This is a genomic window from Streptomyces sp. H27-C3 (assembly GCF_030063415.1).
Lineage (GTDB): Bacteria > Actinomycetota > Actinomycetes > Streptomycetales > Streptomycetaceae > Streptomyces.
Genome location: NZ_JASITA010000035.1, coordinates 41,855 through 59,015, shown reverse-complemented (window position 1 = coordinate 59,015; position 17,161 = coordinate 41,855). Strand labels below are relative to the sequence as shown.

General features: G+C 71.1%; 19 protein-coding genes. 7 read left to right on the top strand and 12 right to left on the bottom strand.

What is annotated here, in order from left to right; translation table 11 throughout:
• Window positions 1-34 precede the first annotated feature (34 nt).
• The 5 genes from QMK30_RS28755 to sigE form a co-directional block, all read right to left on the bottom strand.
• Window positions 35-703: a hypothetical protein gene (locus QMK30_RS28755; RefSeq protein WP_283521253.1), complete on the bottom strand. Its 669-nt coding sequence runs from the start codon at window positions 701-703 to the stop codon at window positions 35-37.
• A gap of 118 nt (window positions 704-821) precedes the next feature.
• Window positions 822-1,292: a sec-independent translocase gene (locus QMK30_RS28750; protein WP_283521252.1), complete on the bottom strand. Its 471-nt coding sequence runs from the start codon at window positions 1,290-1,292 to the stop codon at window positions 822-824.
• 149 nt (window positions 1,293-1,441) lie between these two features.
• The gene (locus tag QMK30_RS28745) at window positions 1,442-3,202 is read right to left on the bottom strand and encodes a trypsin-like peptidase domain-containing protein (protein ID WP_283521251.1); all 1,761 of its coding nucleotides are present in this window, start codon (window positions 3,200-3,202) and stop codon (window positions 1,442-1,444) included.
• Window positions 3,203-3,326: 124 nt separating this feature from the next.
• Window positions 3,327-4,331 carry an anti-sigma factor family protein gene (locus QMK30_RS28740; RefSeq protein WP_283521250.1) on the bottom strand — a complete coding sequence of 335 codons (1,005 nt, stop codon included), beginning with the start codon at window positions 4,329-4,331 and terminating at the stop codon, window positions 3,327-3,329.
• Window positions 4,328-5,107 (bottom strand): RNA polymerase sigma factor SigE, encoded by a 780-nt coding sequence (gene sigE, locus QMK30_RS28735; protein WP_283521249.1) that lies wholly within the window; start codon window positions 5,105-5,107, stop codon window positions 4,328-4,330. The genes QMK30_RS28740 and sigE overlap by 4 nt, the downstream gene beginning before the upstream one ends.
• Window positions 5,108-5,247: 140 nt before the next feature.
• Here sigE and QMK30_RS28730 point away from each other — a divergent pair, with 140 nt between their 5' ends.
• Window positions 5,248-5,910, top strand: a complete 663-nt coding sequence (locus tag QMK30_RS28730; protein ID WP_283521248.1) for an O-methyltransferase — start codon at window positions 5,248-5,250, stop codon at window positions 5,908-5,910.
• A 222-nt stretch (window positions 5,911-6,132) separates the two neighbouring features.
• On the opposite strand, the gene QMK30_RS28725 is transcribed toward QMK30_RS28730, so the two are convergent.
• On the bottom strand, window positions 6,133-6,300 hold the full coding sequence (locus QMK30_RS28725) for a DUF3117 domain-containing protein (protein ID WP_003966491.1): 168 nt from the start codon (window positions 6,298-6,300) through the stop codon (window positions 6,133-6,135).
• Window positions 6,301-6,602: 302 nt separating this feature from the next.
• On the opposite strand from QMK30_RS28725, the gene chcB reads away from it, so the two are divergent.
• Entirely contained in the window at window positions 6,603-7,403 is an 801-nt protein-coding gene (chcB, locus tag QMK30_RS28720; protein WP_283521247.1) for a 2-cyclohexenylcarbonyl CoA isomerase, read from the top strand.
• Window positions 7,404-7,462: 59 nt separating this feature from the next.
• On the opposite strand, the gene QMK30_RS28715 is transcribed toward chcB, so the two are convergent.
• Both QMK30_RS28715 and QMK30_RS28710 read right to left on the bottom strand, forming a co-directional pair.
• Window positions 7,463-8,065, bottom strand: a complete 603-nt coding sequence (locus QMK30_RS28715) for a DNA-3-methyladenine glycosylase I (protein ID WP_283521246.1) — start codon at window positions 8,063-8,065, stop codon at window positions 7,463-7,465.
• The gene (locus tag QMK30_RS28710; RefSeq protein ID WP_283521245.1) at window positions 8,062-8,415 is read right to left on the bottom strand and encodes a DivIVA domain-containing protein; all 354 of its coding nucleotides are present in this window, start codon (window positions 8,413-8,415) and stop codon (window positions 8,062-8,064) included. The genes QMK30_RS28715 and QMK30_RS28710 overlap by 4 nt, the downstream gene beginning before the upstream one ends.
• 106 nt (window positions 8,416-8,521) lie before the next feature.
• Between QMK30_RS28710 and folP the strand changes: the two genes are divergently transcribed.
• Entirely contained in the window at window positions 8,522-9,382 is an 861-nt protein-coding gene (gene folP / locus QMK30_RS28705) for a dihydropteroate synthase (protein ID WP_283521244.1), read from the top strand.
• A gap of 259 nt (window positions 9,383-9,641) precedes the next feature.
• Here folP and QMK30_RS28700 read toward each other — a convergent pair whose 3' ends face one another.
• The gene (locus tag QMK30_RS28700) at window positions 9,642-10,391 is read right to left on the bottom strand and encodes an LOG family protein (protein WP_283521243.1); all 750 of its coding nucleotides are present in this window, start codon (window positions 10,389-10,391) and stop codon (window positions 9,642-9,644) included.
• 69 nt (window positions 10,392-10,460) lie between these two features.
• A complete protein-coding gene (gene dapE, locus QMK30_RS28695; protein WP_283521242.1) occupies window positions 10,461-11,540 on the bottom strand; it encodes a succinyl-diaminopimelate desuccinylase in 1,080 nt (359 codons plus the stop codon).
• An 87-nt stretch (window positions 11,541-11,627) separates the two neighbouring features.
• On the opposite strand from dapE, the gene QMK30_RS28690 reads away from it, so the two are divergent.
• Together QMK30_RS28690 and QMK30_RS28685 are read left to right on the top strand one after the other, a co-directional pair.
• On the top strand, window positions 11,628-12,581 hold the full coding sequence (locus QMK30_RS28690) for a VldE C-terminal domain-containing protein (protein ID WP_283521241.1): 954 nt from the start codon (window positions 11,628-11,630) through the stop codon (window positions 12,579-12,581).
• Between the two features lie 299 nt (window positions 12,582-12,880).
• Window positions 12,881-13,318, top strand: a complete 438-nt coding sequence (locus QMK30_RS28685; RefSeq protein WP_283521240.1) for an ATP-binding protein — start codon at window positions 12,881-12,883, stop codon at window positions 13,316-13,318.
• Window positions 13,319-13,489: 171 nt separating this feature from the next.
• On the opposite strand, the gene dapC is transcribed toward QMK30_RS28685, so the two are convergent.
• Both dapC and fdxA read right to left on the bottom strand, forming a co-directional pair.
• Complete coding sequence (dapC, locus tag QMK30_RS28680) at window positions 13,490-14,584, bottom strand: succinyldiaminopimelate transaminase (protein ID WP_283521239.1); 1,095 nt, start codon at window positions 14,582-14,584, stop codon at window positions 13,490-13,492.
• A gap of 192 nt (window positions 14,585-14,776) precedes the next feature.
• Window positions 14,777-15,097, bottom strand: a complete 321-nt coding sequence (gene fdxA, locus QMK30_RS28675; RefSeq protein WP_030573070.1) for a ferredoxin — start codon at window positions 15,095-15,097, stop codon at window positions 14,777-14,779.
• A gap of 140 nt (window positions 15,098-15,237) precedes the next feature.
• On the opposite strand from fdxA, the gene QMK30_RS28670 reads away from it, so the two are divergent.
• Together QMK30_RS28670 and QMK30_RS28665 are read left to right on the top strand one after the other, a co-directional pair.
• Window positions 15,238-16,233 carry a GNAT family N-acetyltransferase gene (locus QMK30_RS28670; RefSeq protein WP_283521238.1) on the top strand — a complete coding sequence of 332 codons (996 nt, stop codon included), beginning with the start codon at window positions 15,238-15,240 and terminating at the stop codon, window positions 16,231-16,233.
• Window positions 16,234-16,251: 18 nt separating this feature from the next.
• Window positions 16,252-17,097 (top strand): transglutaminase family protein, encoded by an 846-nt coding sequence (locus QMK30_RS28665; RefSeq protein ID WP_283521237.1) that lies wholly within the window; start codon window positions 16,252-16,254, stop codon window positions 17,095-17,097.
• Window positions 17,098-17,161: the final 64 nt, after the last annotated feature.

Here is a 17,161-nt window from a genome sequence, read left to right as displayed (position 1 = left end):
TCGCCCCTCACCCATTCGGTCACTCAGGTGGGTGTCACTCGTACGACGTGATGTCCTTGACCACCGAGAAGCCCAGGCCGTACGCGCTCATTCCGCGTCCGTACGCCCCGAGGTGCACGCCTGCCTCCGCCGAGCCCGCCAGCACCCAGCCGAACTCGGACTCGCGGTAGTGGAAGGACGTCGGCACACCGTCCACCGGGAGCGACAGCGTCGACCAGTCGGGCCCGGACAGGTCGTCGGCCAGCTCGAAGGCCGCCTCCGTCTGCTGGTCCAGCCAGTCGTCGCGCAGTGTGTGGTCCAGCTGCGCTGGCCAGGTCGACGACAGCAGGCCCGAGCCTGCCAGCCAGGCGGCCGAGGAGACCGAAGTGGCCTCCAGCACGCCCGTACCGTCGCCGCTGCGCCGCACGGGGCTGCTGGCGACGGTCACGACGACCGCGAAGCGTTCCTTTTCCTGGCCGTCGTCGGCTCGTATCGACGGCTCTTCGCCGTGGCCCGTGGAACCGTGCTGCACGGCCCCGTCCGCCGCGGTGCCGACCTGCATCAGCCAGCGCGGTCCGGTGAATGCCTCATCCAGTCCGTACCAGGGGAAGGGTGCCCGCAGATAGCCGTCGACCGTTCGCCGGGCTGCTGGCACCCCCTCCGCCGTGGACATGCTGGGGGCACCGGAAATTCCCTGTGCTCCTACCCGACTCGTGGTCTCCATCTACCCGGCCGCCTCCTCGATCGTCGACGTCCGGCACGGCCCGCCCCCCTCGGGCGTCCTCACCACCGGACAGATGGAGGATAGCCACCTCACCGCGACTCGTCCGGAAGGGCAGGCCTCAGGTGGCGTCCGCGTCGAAGGGCGGGCGCTCGCCCTGATCGAGCTTTTCGCGCTTCTTGAGCAGGTCGGGAGTGCCGGACGAGCCATTCGACGCCGTGGTCGGGCTCGCCGCACCGGAGGTGGTTTTGGCCGACGAAGCAGTGTCGCGGCCGTGCACCGCGTCCGCGACCTCGGCCATCTCGCCCTTGAGGTCGAAGCTGCTACGGATCTCTTCCAGCCCCAGGTCGTCATTGCCCATCAGCTGCTTACGGACAAAGGTCTTGGGGTTGAGGTCCTCGAAATCGAAGTCCTTGAATTCCGGGCCCAGTTCGGAACGGATGTCGTTCTTCGCACTGTCGGAGAACTCGCGGATCTTACGGATCATGGCCGAGGCGTCCTGAATGAGCTTCGGCAGTTTCTCCGGGCCGAAGATCAGGACAGCAAGGACCACGAGTGTCACCAGCTCGAGTGCGCCTATGTCACTGAACACCTTGCTGCTCCTTGACTCTCCGCGCCCGCAGGTCGAGTGGACCTCCGCGCCGCAGGCAGGGGACCGGTGCGGGCCCGGTCTACGGTACCTGGCCAATCTGTCCGGACGGTACCTTCACGTAACACCCAGGTGGGTGTCGACGCATTCGCTCAGGTGCCGTCCGCCGAACCGAGCGTGACCGTGATGGCCTGTTTCCTGCCACCTCGCGTCACGGTCAGTTCCAGCCGGTCTCCCGGCCGGTGGGCGCGGATCTTGACGATCAGCTCCTGGCCGTTGTGCACCCGCTGCCCGTCCACCTCGGTGATGACGTCGCGCGGCCGGATCCCGCCCTTCGCGCCGGGGCCGTCGGGTGTCACGGCCGGTCCGTCGCTGCCCTTGGTGCCGACCCGGGCGCCGTCGCCCGTGTACTGCATGTCGAGGGTGACGCCGATGACCGGGTGGGTCGCCCTGCCCTTGTTGATCAGCTCTTCGGCGACGCGCTTGCCCTGGTTGATGGGGATCGCGAAGCCCAGGCCGATGCTGCCGCCCTGGCCGCCTTCGAGGCCCGAGCCGGTGTCCGCGGCGCGTATCGCGCTGTTCACGCCGATGACATGGGCCTCGGAGTCCAGCAGTGGGCCACCGGAATTGCCAGGATTTATCGGAGCGTCGGTCTGTAGCGCGTTCACATAGCTGACATCGCTGCCGTCGCCCTTCTCACCGCCCGCGGTGATGGGGCGCTCCTTGGCGCTGATGATGCCGGAGGTCACGGTGTTCTGGAGGTCGAAGGGGGCGCCGATGGCCACGACCGGGTCGCCGACCTGCACGTTGTCGGAGTTGCCCAGGGGTAGCGGCTTGAGGCCCGCGACCCCGGTGACCTTGACGACCGCCAAGTCGTAACCGCTGTCCTTGCCGACGACCTTCGCCTTGGCGGTCTCGCCTCCGCTGAAGGTGATCGTGATGGTGCCGCCGGTCCCGGCGGGCTCCACGACATGGTTGTTGGTGAGGATGTGCCCCTGCCCGTCAAGGACGAAGCCAGTGCCCGTGCCCTGCTCTCCGGCGCCGCTGACGTGCAGGGTGACGACGCTGGGCAGCGCACTGGCGGCGATGCCCGCGACGCTGTCGGGGGCGCGTCCCTTGCCCTCGGCGTCTCCCGCCTTGGCGGCCTGGGGCAGCTCGACGGTGGTGAGCCCGCCGTTGCGCTCGATGTACGCACCGATGCCGCCACCGACGCCACCGGCGGTCAGCGCGATGAGCAGCGCCCCGACCAGCAGCGTGCCGCGCCGGCCCCCCTTGCCGCGCCCGGAACCGCCGCTGGCACCCGGGGCCCCGGGGCCGCCGTGATGGGTCAGCGCCTCCTGGGGGGCGCCCCAGGGGTCGTACTGGAGCCACTGGGGCGGCTGGTTTGGGTGGGGGGAGGGCTGGGGCTGGTGGAGGTGCCGCGGCGGCTGCGGTTGGTCAGGGGTGTGCGGCTCCTGCTGGGGCTGCTCCGCGTACGGCGGGGGCGGCTGTGTGGGAACACCCGCGCCGTTCGCCACAGGTGCGCCCCGCGGCGTCGGAACCGGAACCGGGCGCTGCACCGGCGGCGCGAGCGCCCAGGGTCCTGGGCCGCCGTACGGCGGTGTGCTGTAGGGATCGGGGGCGTGGCGCGGCTGCGGCTGGTCCGCGGGCTCCGGTATCCGCTGCGACGGCTCGGCAGACCTGGCTACCGGCGGGCCCGGCTCGGCGGCCACCGCGGGGTCTGCGGGGTCTGCGGGGTCAGCGGGGTCAGCGGGGTCAGCGGGGTCAGCCTCTCGGGGTGCGTCAGCATCAGCCGCAGCCACTGTCCCCACATTCGAATCCGCATTCGCGCTCGCATCCGCGCTCGCGCTGCGTGCACTCGCCGGACGGCTCCACCACTTCGCCTTCGGCCCCGCGGGCTTGCCCTCGTCCATGCTCTCCCCGCAACCCCATGAGCACGCCGCTTGGGCAGTGCCACCTTGTTCGCCGCGCCCCGTGAAGGGCCCCTTCCAGGGATTCAACCAGGTTTGTGAAGGACCGCGCAGGAGCCGGTCGGCGTCAGCGGGAAACAGGCAGTCCGGACTTGGCCGGGACCGCCGACTGAGTGGGCGGCGGCGAGAGCGCCATCGCCGGGCCATGGGTGGAGGCGTTGATGAACGACGGAGCCGATCCCGACGGACGTATCAACGGCAGCGGAGAGACCGCGGACAGCGCCGGTGCCGGTGCCGAGAACGGATGCGTCATGGGGTGCGTCATGGAGTGACCCTGCCCCGGGCTCGGTCGCGCTCCGAGGAGCACGGACGGCGGCGCGGTGGCCGAGGTCGACGCGGCGGCCGAAGCAAGGGCCGAGGTCGACGCGGCGGCCGGAGCAAGGGCCGAGGCCGAGCGGCTGCCGGAGCCGGACAGCGCGAGCAGGCCGCTCCCGCCGCCCTGACGGCGGCTGTTCTCGGGTGTGACGCCCGCAGGGCCGGTGGTGCGCATCGGTGTGACACTGCCGGAGCCTTCGCCCCTGGCATTGGTCTCGGGTGTGGATCCCAGCGGCATGGCGCCGCCGAGCGCGATCGCCGCGAGCGAGACCGCGCTCGCCGCCACGAAGGCGAATCGCCAGCCCCGTCCGCCGGAGCGCTCCGCGTCGGAGCGGCCCACGTCGTGAATGCGGAACCCACGCCGGCGCGCCGTTTCCGGGAGGGGCCCGGAATGCGCCCCGGCCGGTTCATAACCGAAGGGCCCGCCGAAACTCATTCTTCGCTCGTCGACTCCGAAGACCCCGTTTCCGAAGCCCCCGCCGCCGAACGGCCTTTCCTCGTCACGGCCGTCACCTCCGGGCCCACCGGGCAGCCCCTGGAGCCGCGCGAGCAGCCCCTCGGAGGGGGGTGGCGGTGCCGCCTGCGAGAAGACGCTCTTGAGCCTGCGCTGGGAGTCGGCCTCGGTCTTGCATTTCGTGCAGGACGCCAGATGCGACAGGACACGCTCACGGACGTCATGGCTCAGCTCGCCGTCCACCAGAGCCGCGAGCCGGTCGCCGAGATGCTGTTCCGCGGGGGTCGGTCGGGTGCCACTCACTCGGCTCCGCCCTCTCCGCCCACCACAGGGATGCCATGGCCCACCGTCGCGAAGGAGCGCTGCTCGGCGCGCGCCTGGGGAGACCGGTGCTGCAGGGCCTTGCGCAGGTGGGAGCGGCCGCGGTGGATACGGCTGCGCACGGTGCCGAGCTTGACGCCCAGCGTCGCGGCGATCTCCTCGTAGGAAAGGCCCTCGATGTCACAGAGAACGACTGCGGCACGGAACTCGGGCGCGAGAGTGTCCAGCGCCTGCTGCACGTCCGCGTCGAAGTGGGAGTCGTTGAAAACCTGCTGCGGGGACGGCTCACGGCTCGGCAGCCGCTCCGCCGCGTCGTCGCCGAGCGCGTCGAAACGGATCCGCTGCTTGCGCCGGACCATGTCCAGGAACAGGTTGGTGGTGATGCGGTGGAGCCAGCCCTCGAAGGTGCCGGGGGTGTAGGTCGACAGCGAGCGGAAGACACGGACGAATACCTCTTGCGTGAGGTCTTCGGCATCGTGCTGATTGCCGGTCAGACGGTAAGCGAGGCGGTAGACACGGCCGCTGTGCGTGCTGACGATCTCCTCCCACGAGGGAGGTGTCCACGCTTGAGATTCCGCATCTGAGGCGAACGTCGCGGTCTGTACGGAGGCAGCGGAGCGGGAGCTGTCAGCATTGTCGGTCACGGATTTCGGCTCGCCCGTCGACCTGAGGAAGCGCTTCAGCGCTCCCTTGCGGTCACCGGTCGCAGCCGCACCTCCCCTGTCGGCTCTGGTGGTGTCCAGTGGAGCCCCTACCATAGCCACCTCGCCCGTTAGCTCCGGATAAGCGTCTTTACGTGAATTTGGAACTCGCATACGGTCCACATCCACGCTTCCCTCTCTCTTCATAACGCCCGGTCCCATCTGCGGGTTCCCGACACCAACGGATACAGTCACCGTTGCGCGAACTACGGGGACAGGAGAGGGCCATTACCGCCAACCGGCAGACGAACTGGGCGTTCGCCGACGCCTATGTCGCCGAGGACGAGGCCCTGCGCTGGGCTCGTGATCGGGCCCGGGAGGCAGGGATCCGCTCGGTGACCCCCGGCACCGGCGCCGCGCTGCGGCTGCTCGCGGCCACGTCGGACGCCAAGTCGGTGGCCGAGATCGGGACGGGCACCGGCATTTCCGGCAGCTACTTGTTGCACGGGATGCGGCCCGACGGCGTACTGACCACCGTGGATCCGGAGCCGGAGTGGCAGCAGTTCGCCCGTGAGGCCTTCCGCGCCGCGGGTTTCGCGAGCAATCGGGCGCGTTTCATTCCGGGCCGCGCCCTCGATGTGCTGCCGCGGCTCGCCGACGGCGGTTACGACCTCGTCTTCTGCGACGGCGACCGGCTCGAGTACATGGACTATCTCGCTGAATCGTTGCGCCTGCTGCGGCCGGGCGGGATCGTCGTCTTCGAAGGTGTCTTCGCCGACGGCCGTACGGTCGATTCCTCGGCCCAGGCGCCCGAGGTGCAGCGGCTGCGTGAACTGCTGCGCGCCGTCCGGGAGAGCCGCGGGCTGATGCCGACGCTGCTGCCGGTCGGCGACGGGCTGCTCTGCGCCGTACGCCGCTGAGGGCCGTACGCCGCTGAGAGCCGCCGTACGCCGCTCAGCACGGCTCCCCACTCCCCTGCGCCTGCACGGACCCGCCGCCGGGGATCTTGACCGGGCTCGACGCGCCCGGGGCGCCGCCCCCAGGACACACCACTGCCCCGGGACGCTGTGTGCGTACCGGGGCAGTGACAGTGTTGATCGGGGTCCAGCCCCGTAGCCCGAAGTGTCTGGGCGCGTTCCGCGTCAGCCGACGACCTTCTTCAGAGCGTCGCCGAGGGCATCGGCCTCGTCCGGAGTCAGCTCGACGACAAGTCGCCCGCCGCCTTCGAGCGGAACGCGCATGACGATGCCCCGCCCCTCCTTGGTCACCTCGAGCGGGCCGTCGCCCGTCCGCGGCTTCATGGCCGCCATGCTCGTTCCCCTTCCTGAAACCAGCTCATCGCAGCCGACAACCCAGGTGTCACCGGCATCGAACACATTGCTTCCAGGCCATTATCCCGCATCCCAGGACCCAATGACCAACATCAGTCGGCATCGCTTGTGCAACGCGCTCTCTCAAAACGCCGCAATTCGGCGGTACGGCTGCGATACTTCGCCGCTGTCGGCCGCTCCTGGGCCCCGGTTTGTTAGACACACGTCACATGCCCACGTCCCCGGATCTCCGCCATGCTGGGCTCGACATGCCTGCCCGAGCCGCAAAAGGGGACCTACTGATGGCCGACACCGTGCTCTACGAGGTGACCGCCGGACTCGCGACGATCACGATCAATCGTCCCGATGCCATGAACGCCATGAACACCGCGGCGAAGGTCGCCCTGCGTGACGCGGTGCAGGCCGCGGGGGCGGACACGGCGGTGCGCGCGGTGCTGCTCACCGCCACCGGGCGGGCCTTCTGCGTGGGCCAGGATCTCAAGGAGCACATCTCCATGCTCACCGCGGACCGCGAGGCGGGCACCGGCAACACCATGAGCACCGTGCACGAGCACTACAACCCCGTCGTGCGCGCCCTGACCGGGATGCCGAAGCCGGTCGTCGCCGGGATCAACGGCGTGGCGGCGGGCGCGGGCTTCGGTTTCGCCCTCGCCGCGGACTACCGGGTCGTCGCCGACACGGCCTCGTTCAACACGTCCTTCGCCGGGGTCGCACTCACCGCCGACTCGGGCGTTTCGTGGACCCTGCCGCGTCTGATCGGCCAGAGCCGCGCCGCCGACCTGCTGCTCTTCCCGCGCTCGATCAGCGCTCAGCAGGCCTACGACCTGGGCATCGCCAACAAGCTGGTGCCCGCAGCCGACCTGGCCACCGAGGCCGCGGCCGTCGCCCGCGCACTGGCCGTCGGCCCGACGCTCGCCTATGCCGCGCTCAAGGAGTCCCTGGCGTACGGGGCGGGCCACACCCTGAGCGAGACGCTGGAGAAGGAGGACGAACTCCAGGCGAGGGCGGGCGCGTCGGAGGACCACACCATCGCCGTTCAGGCCTTCGTCGGGAAGACCAAGCCGACGTACCTGGGCCGCTAGGAACTGCCGGACGCCCGCGTCCCCGGCCCCCTGAGCCCGCCGGACACCGCTCCGGACGCTCAGGGGGCTATGCGCGGCGCCTCGCGGGCCACGCAGCGCACCAGATGGTCATTGACCAGGCCACAGGCCTGCATCAGGGCGTACGCCGTGGTCGGGCCGACGAAGCGGATGCCGCGCTTCTTGAGGCCCTTGGAGAGCGCGGTGGACTCCGCGGTGATCGCCGGGACGTCCGAGATCGTGCGGGGCGCCGGGCGCGTCGCGGGATCCGGGGCGTGCGACCAGATCAGCGTATCGAGCTCGCCGGCCGGCCAGTCGGCGAGCGTCCTGGCGTTCGCGAGGGTGGCTTCGATCTTGGCGCGATTGCGGATGATTCCGGGGTCGGCGAGCAGCCGGGCGGCATCGGTGTCCGTGAAGGCCGCCACCGAAGCGATCTTGAAATCGGCGAAGGCGGTACGGAGGCCCTCGCGCCGGCGCAGGATCGTCAGCCAGGACAGGCCGGACTGGAAGGCCTCCAGGCAGAGCCGCTCGTACAGCGCGTCGTCGCCGTGGACCGGGCGGCCCCACTCCTCGTCGTGGTACGCGACGTAGTCCTCGGTGGAGAGGCCCCAGGGGCAGCGGAGGCCGCCGTCAGGGCCCGCCGCGACGCCGCCGGCGTCCGTCATGAGCTCGGCTCCTCGCCGGTGCGCTTGTAGAGGTCGAGGCCGCCTATGGCGTCGGCCTGCAGGCCGGCCAGCGCCACCTCCAGCTCGGCGATCCGCGCGTCCCGCTCGGCCAGCTCGGCGCCCACTCTGCCGAGGACCTCGTCGACGTCCGACATCCGATATCCCCGCACGGCCAGCGGCAGACGCAGGGCCTCAATATCCGCGCGGCCCACCGGGCGCGTCGCGGGCAGCGGGTCCACCAGGTGATCGGGCGCCGCGTCGGGCAGCACGCCGCCACTGTCGCTGCCGACCACGGCGAGGGTGACCGCGGCGACCACCACGACCATCGCCACCACCAAGAACAAGAACACGAGCGTCTCCCCGGGCCACGCGCAGAGCGGAAACTGTCCAGCCCCGATCGTGCCATGCGGGACTGACAGTTAAGGTCGCAGGCGACCGATGCGAGGAGGAAACACGGTGCTCAGGCTGGGACAGCGCGGGTTCGACGCGCACGAACCGGTGATCATGGCGATCGTGAACCGGACCCCGGACTCCTTCTACGACCAGGGCGCGACCTTCCACGACGAGCCCGCGCTCGCCCGGGTCGAGCAGGCGGTGTCCGAGGGCGCCGCGATCGTCGACATCGGCGGGGTGAAGGCCGGCCCCGGCGAGGACGTGAGCGCCGAGGAGGAGGCGCGGCGCACGGTCGGATTCGTGGCCGAGGTGCGCAGGCGCCACCCGGACGTGGTGATCAGCGTCGACACCTGGCGGCACGATGTCGGCGAGGCGGTCTGCGAGGCGGGGGCGGATCTGCTCAACGACGCGTGGGGCGGGGTCGATCCCAAGCTGGCGGAGGTCGCGGCCCGATTCGACGTGGGCCTGGTCTGTACGCACGCGGGCGGCGCGGAGCCGCGGACGCGGCCGCACCGGATCGCGTACCCGGACGTGATGGCCGACATCCTCGGCGTCACGCTCGGTCTGGCCGAGCGCGCGGCGGATCTGGGCGTGCGGCGCGACGCGATCATGATCGATCCGGGGCACGACTTCGGCAAGAATACCCGGCACAGCCTGGAGGCGACGCGCCGACTGGAGGAGATGGTCTCGACGGGCTGGCCCGTCCTCGTCTCCCTGTCCAACAAGGACTTCGTCGGCGAGACGCTCGACAAGCCGGTGAAGGAACGGGTCATCGGGACGCTGGCCACGACGGCGGTCTCGGCGTGGCTGGGGGCGCGGGTGTACCGGGTGCACGAGGTCGCGGAGACGAAGCAGGTGCTGGACATGGTGGCGTCGATCGCGGGGCACCGGCCGCCGGCGGTCGCCCGACGCGGGCTGGTGTAGCCGGGGGCGGACGCGTGGGCCGGATGCCGGGGCGGGGAGGGGCGGGGAGGCCGCTGCGGGGAGCTGCCCCCTACCCGCCCCTTCCCGCTATGACATTTCGCGGCTGCCGCCGCGTGGTGGGCCTCCGCCCCGGACCCCGGTCCTCAATCGCGGGGGGGGCGGATTTTGGGCCGGCCCGGCGATTGAGGACTTCGGGAAGGGGCGGGGTGGGGAGAGCCCCGCGCAGCGGCCCCACACTCCCCGCCCCTTGGCGGTCGCGCTACTTCCCCGTCTCCTCCGCCACCAGCGCCACCGCTTCCTTGACGTCGTCCGTCACGTGGAACAGCAGCAGGTCCTTCTCCGACACCTTGCCCTGTGCCACCGCCGTGTCCCGCAGCCAGTCGACCAGGCCGCCCCAGTACGCCTTGCCGAAGAGCACGATCGGGAACCGCGTCACCTTCTGGGTCTGGACCAGGGTCAGGGCCTCGAAGAGTTCATCGAGGGTGCCCAGGCCGCCCGGCAGGACCACGAAACCCTGCGCGTACTTGACGAACATCGTCTTGCGGACGAAGAAGTACCGGAAGTTCACGCCGATGTCGACGTGCTGGTTGAGCCCCTGTTCGAAGGGGAGCTCGATACCCAGGCCTACCGAGACGCCCTTCGCCTCGCGGGCCCCCTTGTTCGCCGCTTCCATCGCACCGGGCCCGCCGCCCGTGATCACCGCGAAGCCCGCTTCGACCAGGGCGCTGCCGAGCTCCACGCCCGTCTCGTACTCGGGGCTGCCCGGCGGTGTGCGTGCCGAGCCGAAGACACTGATCGCACTGGGCAGTTCGGCGAGTGCGCCGAAGCCCTCGATGAACTCGGCCTGGATGCGCATGACCCGCCACGGGTCGGTGTGCACCCACTCGGAGTCGCCCTCGGTGTCCAGCAGCCGCTGGTCCGTGGTGCCGGGCTGGACCTGGTCGCGGCGGCGCAGCACCGGACCGAGCCGCTGCTCGTCGGGTGCCCGCTCCTCCTCAGGAATCGTCATGCCGTACTCCCTCCGCTGCCGAACGTTGTCCGGTCAGGGTAGGTCCACAGACGTGACGAAAAGTGAAATTCAGGCGGTCAGCCAGGTGCGGAGTCGCTCTTCGCAGTGCGTGATGCGTTCCACGGCGACGTGCTCGTCCCGCTTGTGCGCGAAGAGCGCGTCACCGGGCCCGTAGTTCACCGCGGGCACGCCGAGCGCGCTGAAGCGTGAGACGTCCGTCCAGCCGAACTTGGGCTGCGCGGTGCCGCCCACCGCGGCCATGAACGCGGCGGCGGCCGGGTGCGAGAGGCCCGGCAGGGCCGCACCCGAGTGGTCGTCCACCACGAACTCCGCGATGTCGCAGTCCGCGAAGACGTCCCGGACGTGCGCCAGCGCCTCGTCGGCGCTGCGGTCGGGCGCGTAACGGAAATTGACCGACACCGTGCAGGCGTCGGGGATGACATTGCCCGCGACCCCGCCCTCGATCTTCACCGCGTTGAGGCCCTCGCGGTACTCCAGGCCGTCGATGACCGGCCGCCGCGGCGCGTACGCCGCCAGCCGCGCCAGGATCGGGGCGGCCGTGTGGATCGCGTTGGAGCCCATCCAGCCGCGTGCCGAGTGCGCCCGCTCCCCCGCCGTCCTCAACAGAACCCGCAGCGTGCCCTGGCAGCCGCCCTCGACCTGCGCGTCGGACGGCTCAAGGAGTACGGCGAAGTCGCCCGCCAGCCAGTCCGGGTGCGCCTCGGCGACATGGCCGAGGCCGTTGAGGTGGGCGGCGACCTCCTCGTTGTCGTAGAAGACGAAGGTCAGGTCCCGGTTGGGCGCGGGGACGGTCGCCGCGATACGCAGCTGGACGGCGACCCCGGACTTCATGTCGCTGGTGCCGCAGCCCCACAGGACGCCGTTCTCGTCGAGCCGCGAGGGCACATTATCGGCGATCGGGACGGTGTCGATGTGCCCGGCCAGGATGACCCGCTCGGCGCGCCCCAGGTTCGTGCGGGCCACCACGTTGTTGCCGTACCGGTCGACGGTGAGGTGCGGCAGGGCACGCAGCGCCTCCTCGACCGCGTCGGCGAGGGGCTTCTCGTTGCCGCTCTCCGACCGGAAGTCGACGAGCCGGGCGGTCAGCGCGGGGGCGTCCAGAGCGAGGTCGAGCGGGGTTTCGGGCATGGCCCCGAGCCTAACGCTCCGCCCCGGAGCGGTCCGAAGCAGTGGGACCCAGCAGGCTCTTCACTCGCCTCCAGTACCTTTGGCCACGTGTCTGAGTCCACCGTTTCCAACCGCCGTGGCCGCGCCCTCCGCATAGCGGCGGGTGTCGCCGTGCTGCTCGCCCTGGCCGGGTACCTGGTGGCGCAGTACGTGACCGGCGGCGGGGGCGCGCCCCGCTGCACCGTGCGCCCGGCGGAGGGCGACGGGGCGACGTACGAGATCAGCCCCGAGCAGGCCGTCAACGCCGCGACGATCTCCGCCGTGGGCACCTCGCGAGGGCTGCCCGAGCGCGCGGTGACGATCGCGCTGGCGACCGCGCTCCAGGAGTCGGCGCTGCGCAACATCAAGCACGGCGACCGCGACTCGCTCGGCCTGTTCCAGCAGCGCCCCTCGCAGGGCTGGGGCACCGAGAAACAGATCTTGGACCCCGGCTACTCGGCGGGGAAGTTCTACGAGTACCTGGAGAAGGTGCCCGGCTATTCGCGGCTGCCGCTGACCGTCGCCGCCCAGCGCGTCCAGCGCAGCGGCTTCCCGCAGGCGTACGCGAAGCACGAGCCGGACGCCGCGCTGCTGGCCGCCGCGCTCACCGGCCGCTCCCCCGCATCCCTCACCTGTACGGCGGCGCGGGACGCGCAGGTGGGTAAGCCGGCCGACGTACGGGCCGCGCTGGTGCGGGACTTCGGGTCCGATGTACTGCCCGGGACCCGGGCGGTGGGCGCCGGGGCCACCGCGAATCTCGGCGGCTCCACGGCGAAGGCGACCGTGACCGTCCCGGTGCCCACTCAGGCGGCGGGCGTCGCGGGGACGGCCCGGGGAGCGGGCGGGGAGCGGCGCGGCTGGGAGCTGGCCCACTGGGCGGTCGCCCACTCGTCCGCGTTGCGCATCGAACGCGTCACCTACGGGGGCCGGGTGTGGACCGCGGGGGATTCCGGGAAGGCGTGGAGCGAGGCGAAGGGCGCCGCATCCGGCCCGGCAGAGGTCCGGATCAGCACCGCGCAATAGTGCGGACGGCCACTCGAAAGAGGTAAGCGGCCCCTCTCGGTTCCGCTATTCGCGGCAGGCCGCACGCCCCCTTCCCGCCACCCCCAGAAAACCCTGCGAACAAAGGGAACCGGCGGCACGGCAGGCCATTTCGGGGCGGCTCTTTTGCCCGTATTCATCCATAACTGATAATGCGACGCATTACTAATTCTTTACCTTGGTGTACCGCAACCAACCCCTCCCCCCGAGGGGTTGTTCAGTGCGTCCGATCGCCGGACAAGACAGCGTCCACGAACGTCTTCTCCCGTTTAAGGAGCACCATGTCCCTCCCCCTGGCCCGTCGGATCGCCCGCGCCGCACTGATCATCGCGGCCGGCGCAGCCCCCGTGGTCGGAGCGGCCGGTTCCGCGAGTGCCGTGGACCTTCCCGCGGCTCCCAACCTGGGCGGCGTGACCGCACTGGACGGCGCCGGACTAGGCAACGCCGTCGACGGTGCGGCACAGAAGTCCACCGATGTGGCGGGCGACACCGGCAGCAAGGCCGTCAAGAAAGCCGTACCGACCGCAGGCAAGACCGTAGGCAAGGCAAGCAAGACGGCCACCCCCGCCGCGCAGAACGCGACCGGTGATGTCGCGGGCAGCGCCGGCGAGATCCTCGGCGAGACCGCGTCCACCGCGACCGGCGCCGGCAGCGGACTCCCCTCCGGCGGCGGCCTGCCGACCGACCAGCTGCCGCTGAAGGGCCTGCCGCTCGGCTAGTCCGTACGGCACGGAAAGCGGAACCAAAGCGGAAGGGGCCCCGGGGAGCACGAACTCTCCGGGGCCCCTTCTTCCACATCCAAATACCCGCACGAATACACGCACAAATCGCGCACGAATCTCGTACGAATCACGCGGAATCCGTACGAGGCCCCCGCACGCGCGGTCAGGTCAGGCGAGGCGCTTGACCGCCGCCGCGACCCGCTCGTCGGTGGCGGTGAACGCCACCCGTACGAACCGCTCCCCCGCCGGGCCATAGAAGTCCCCCGGCGCCACCAGGATCCCCAGCTCCGCCAGGTGCCCCACCGTCTTCCAGCACGGCTCGTCGCGCGTCACCCACAGGTACAGGCTCGCCTCGCTGTGCTCGACCCGGAAGCCGTGCGCCTCCAGCGCGGAGCGCAGGGCCGCGCGCCGGGCCGCGTACCGCGCGCGCTGCTCGGCGACATGCGTGTCGTCCCCGAGCGCGGCGACCGTCGCGGCCTGCACCGGGGCGGGCGTCATCATCCCGCCGTGCTTGCGGATCAGCAACAGGTCGCCCAGGACGTCCGCGTCACCGGCGAGGAAGGCCGCGCGGTACCCGGCCAGGTTGGAGCGCTTGGAGAGCGAGTGGACGGCGACGATGCCCTCGTACGTACCGCCGCAGATGTCCGGGTGCAGTACGGAGACGGGCTCGGCCTCCCAGCCCAGCTCCAGGTAGCACTCGTCGCTGAAGACCAGCACGCCGTGCTCGCGCGCCCAGGCCACCGCCGTACGCAGCTCGTCGGCGCCGAGCACCTGGCCGGTCGGATTCGACGGCGAGTTCAGCCACAGCAGCTTGAGGCCGGCCGGGTCCAGGTCGGTGACGTCGTCGTACGCGACGGGTTCGGCGCCGCACAGCCGCGCGCCCACCTCGTACGTCGGGTACGCGAGCCGCGGGTACGCCACCTTGTCCCCGGCGCCGAGCCCGAGCTGCGTCGGCAGCCAGGCCACCAGCTCCTTGGAGCCGACGACGGGCAGGACATTGGTGTGCGCCACGTCGCGGGCGCCGAGCCGCCGCTCCACCCATCCGGTGAGCGCGTCCCGCAGTGCGACCGTGCCCCACACCGTCGGATACCCGGGCGAGTCGGCGGCGTCGACGAGGGCGCGGCGGATCAGCTCGGGGACGGGGTCGACGGGCGTGCCGACGGACAGGTCCACGATGCCGTCCGGATGGGCCGCCGCGGTCGCCTTGTACGGCTCCAGCTTGTCCCAGGGGAAGACGGGCAGACGGTCGGTGACTGCGGACACGGTGCATCACTTTCTTGTGCTCGTACGGGCTCGTACCGACTCCTACGACCCCGCACGGGCGGTCTCGTACCGGGGTCTCGTACAGCGTTCTCGTACTGCGGTCTCTCGTACCGGCGGCAGGACACGGAAACACCTCGGTCCCGTACGGCGGACAGGCCCGTACGGGACCGGGGCGGCGCGGCTTGCGAACGCCTACTGGTTCTGCGGCGGCAGCGCGGCGATGAAGGCGTGGTCACGCTCGATCAGGCCGAGCTTGGAAGCACCACCGGGCGAACCGAGTTCGTCGAAGAACTCGACGTTCGCTTTGTAGTAGTCCTTCCACTCCTCAGGAGTGTCGTCCTCGTAGAAGATCGCCTCGACCGGGCAAACCGGCTCACAGGCGCCACAGTCGACGCATTCGTCCGGGTGGATGTACAAGGACCTGGAGCCCTCGTAGATGCAGTCGACCGGGCACTCTTCGATGCAGGCCTTGTCCTTGACGTCGACACAAGGCTGCGCGATGACGTAGGTCACGCTGTCGTTCCTCCTCGATAGGGCGCGGCGGGCCGATCTGCGGCTCCGTCGCGCGGCGCGCGGGAGCGCGGCGTCGTCGATGCCCGCCTCTAGTATCTCCGTTCCCGGGCACGATCCGAACAGGAGGGGCGGACAGAGCTGTGGAATTCACCAGCAGCGGACAACTCACGGTCCGTATTACGCCCGATGACGTGGGCAAACGGGTATCAGTCAGGCGTACGGACGAGGCTGGACTTCCGGGGGCGAAGTTCACCGACACGGTCGGCGTTCTCACATCCTGGAAGGACGGTGTGCTCTCGATCACACGAAGGAGTGGCGAGTCCGTACACATCGACGCTTCGACCCTGGTCGCGGGCAAGGTCGTCCCCGCCGCCCCGGCCAGGCGGCGCGGCCCCGCGGCGACCTTCGACGAGCTCTCCCGGGTGACGGCACGCGCCTGGCAGCCCGTCGAGAGCGAGCGGCTCGGCGCCTGGCAGCTGCGGGCAGCCGGCGGCTTCACCCGGCGCGCCAACTCGGTGCTGCCTCTGGGCGACCCTGGGATGCCGCTCGACGCGGCGCTGGAGCGGGTGCGTGAGTGGTACGCGGAGCGCGGACTTCCGGCGTATGTCCAGACCGCGACGGGCGCGAAGGGCACCCAGGAGCTGCTCGCTGCGGAACTGGAACGGCGCGGCTGGGCACTTGAGGTGACCGCCGAGGTGTGGACCGGTGCGCTCGCGCCGGTCGGAGACCTGGACGCGGACGTCTCGCTGGTGCGTCTGGACCGGAGCTGTGACGCGGGGTGGCTCGCCCGCTACCAGCGGTTCACGGAGCGGGGGCCGCATGTGCTGAAGGTGCTGGGCAGCGGGCCTTCGGTGTGGTTCGCGTCCGTTCCCGGCGCCGGGAACGCGCCCGCCGCGATCGGGCGGTGCGTGGTCGACGGGCGCTGGGCGGGGTTCATGGCCGTCGAGGTCGCCCCGGAGTACCGGCGACAGGGGCTGGCCACCGCCGTGATGGCCGCGCTCGCGCGCCGCGCGCTGGACGAGGGGGCTTCGGCGGCCTGGCTCCAGGTCGAGGCGGACAACGGCAGCGCGCGGGCCCTTTACCGTCCGCTGGGCTTCGCCGCCCATCACAGCTATCACCATTTCCGGTCGGCGTAGGCGGGGTACGAACCGCATATGCAACCGGAACCCGAATCCGGATTCGCCCAGCGGCGGCAGCGATTCGCCGATGAGGTCCGCTCCGAGCGGCCCGACCTGGCTCTGTTGTGTCTGCTGGTGAGCGCCGAAGCGGATGAATCGCTGGACCAGGCCGGGATCGACGCGGCCGAGATCGAACTGGACCGGCTGGCCGGGCTGCTGCCCTTCGGACCGCCCGCCGGGGCGCGGGGCTGGGCTGCGGCAGCGGCCGAGCTGCTCGGCGCGCGCTGCGGCTTCAGGGGCGCCCCGGGCGACTATCAGCGGCTCGGGTCCTCGCTGCTGCACGAGGTGCTGCGGCGGCGGCGCGGGCTGCCGATCCTGCTGTCCGTCGTGTGGATCGAGGTCGCCAGGCGGGCGGGCGCCCCGGTGTACGGCGTCGCCCTGCCCGGCCACTTCGTGGTCGGCTTCGGCCCCCCGGAGGACCAGATCCTCGTCGACCCCTTCGACGGCGGACGGCTGCTGACGGGACAGGACACGGACCTGCTGGTCGCGGGCGCCACCGGCGCGCCGCTCGACCCTTCGATGCTGGCGCCGGCGGATCCGCTGGAGATCGTGCTGCGGATCCTCAACAACATCCGGGCATGGGCGGCGGCCCGCCCCGAGCGCACGGACGTCCAGCTGTGGGCGGTGGAGCTGTCGCTGCTGCTGCCCGCGCACCCGGCGCGGCTGCGCTACGAGCGCGCCCAGTTGCTGATCCAGCGCGGCGACTTCCTGGGCGGCGCGGCGGCGATGGAGGCGTACGCCGATGTGGTGGCGGCGGTCGAGCCGAGCACAGCGGAAACGGTCCGACGCCGGGCACGGGCGGCTCGGGCGCGGCTGAACTGAGGGGCCCCGGCGCGGGTTCCCGCTCCGGGCGGGCACGGCCGTGCCCCCGCCCGGAGTCCAGGTG

What these genes read in the sequence shown, in the direction of transcription:
- QMK30_RS28755 (WP_283521253.1), bottom strand. Translation starts at nt 703, where the DNA reads ATGGAGACCACGAGTCGGGTAGGAGCACAGGGAATTTCCGGTGCCCCC.
- QMK30_RS28745 (WP_283521251.1), bottom strand. Translation starts at nt 3,202, where the DNA reads ATGGACGAGGGCAAGCCCGCGGGGCCGAAGGCGAAGTGGTGGAGCCGT.
- sigE (WP_283521249.1), bottom strand. Translation starts at nt 5,107, where the DNA reads ATGGTAGGGGCTCCACTGGACACCACCAGAGCCGACAGGGGAGGTGCG.
- QMK30_RS28725 (WP_003966491.1), bottom strand. Translation starts at nt 6,300, where the DNA reads ATGGCGGCCATGAAGCCGCGGACGGGCGACGGCCCGCTCGAGGTGACC.
- chcB (WP_283521247.1), top strand. Translation starts at nt 6,603, where the DNA reads ATGGCCGACACCGTGCTCTACGAGGTGACCGCCGGACTCGCGACGATC.
- QMK30_RS28715 (WP_283521246.1), bottom strand. Translation starts at nt 8,065, where the DNA reads ATGACGGACGCCGGCGGCGTCGCGGCGGGCCCTGACGGCGGCCTCCGC.
- QMK30_RS28700 (WP_283521243.1), bottom strand. Translation starts at nt 10,391, where the DNA reads ATGACGATTCCTGAGGAGGAGCGGGCACCCGACGAGCAGCGGCTCGGT.
- dapE (WP_283521242.1), bottom strand. Translation starts at nt 11,540, where the DNA reads ATGCCCGAAACCCCGCTCGACCTCGCTCTGGACGCCCCCGCGCTGACC.
- QMK30_RS28685 (WP_283521240.1), top strand. Translation starts at nt 12,881, where the DNA reads ATGTCCCTCCCCCTGGCCCGTCGGATCGCCCGCGCCGCACTGATCATC.
- QMK30_RS28665 (WP_283521237.1), top strand. Translation starts at nt 16,252, where the DNA reads ATGCAACCGGAACCCGAATCCGGATTCGCCCAGCGGCGGCAGCGATTC.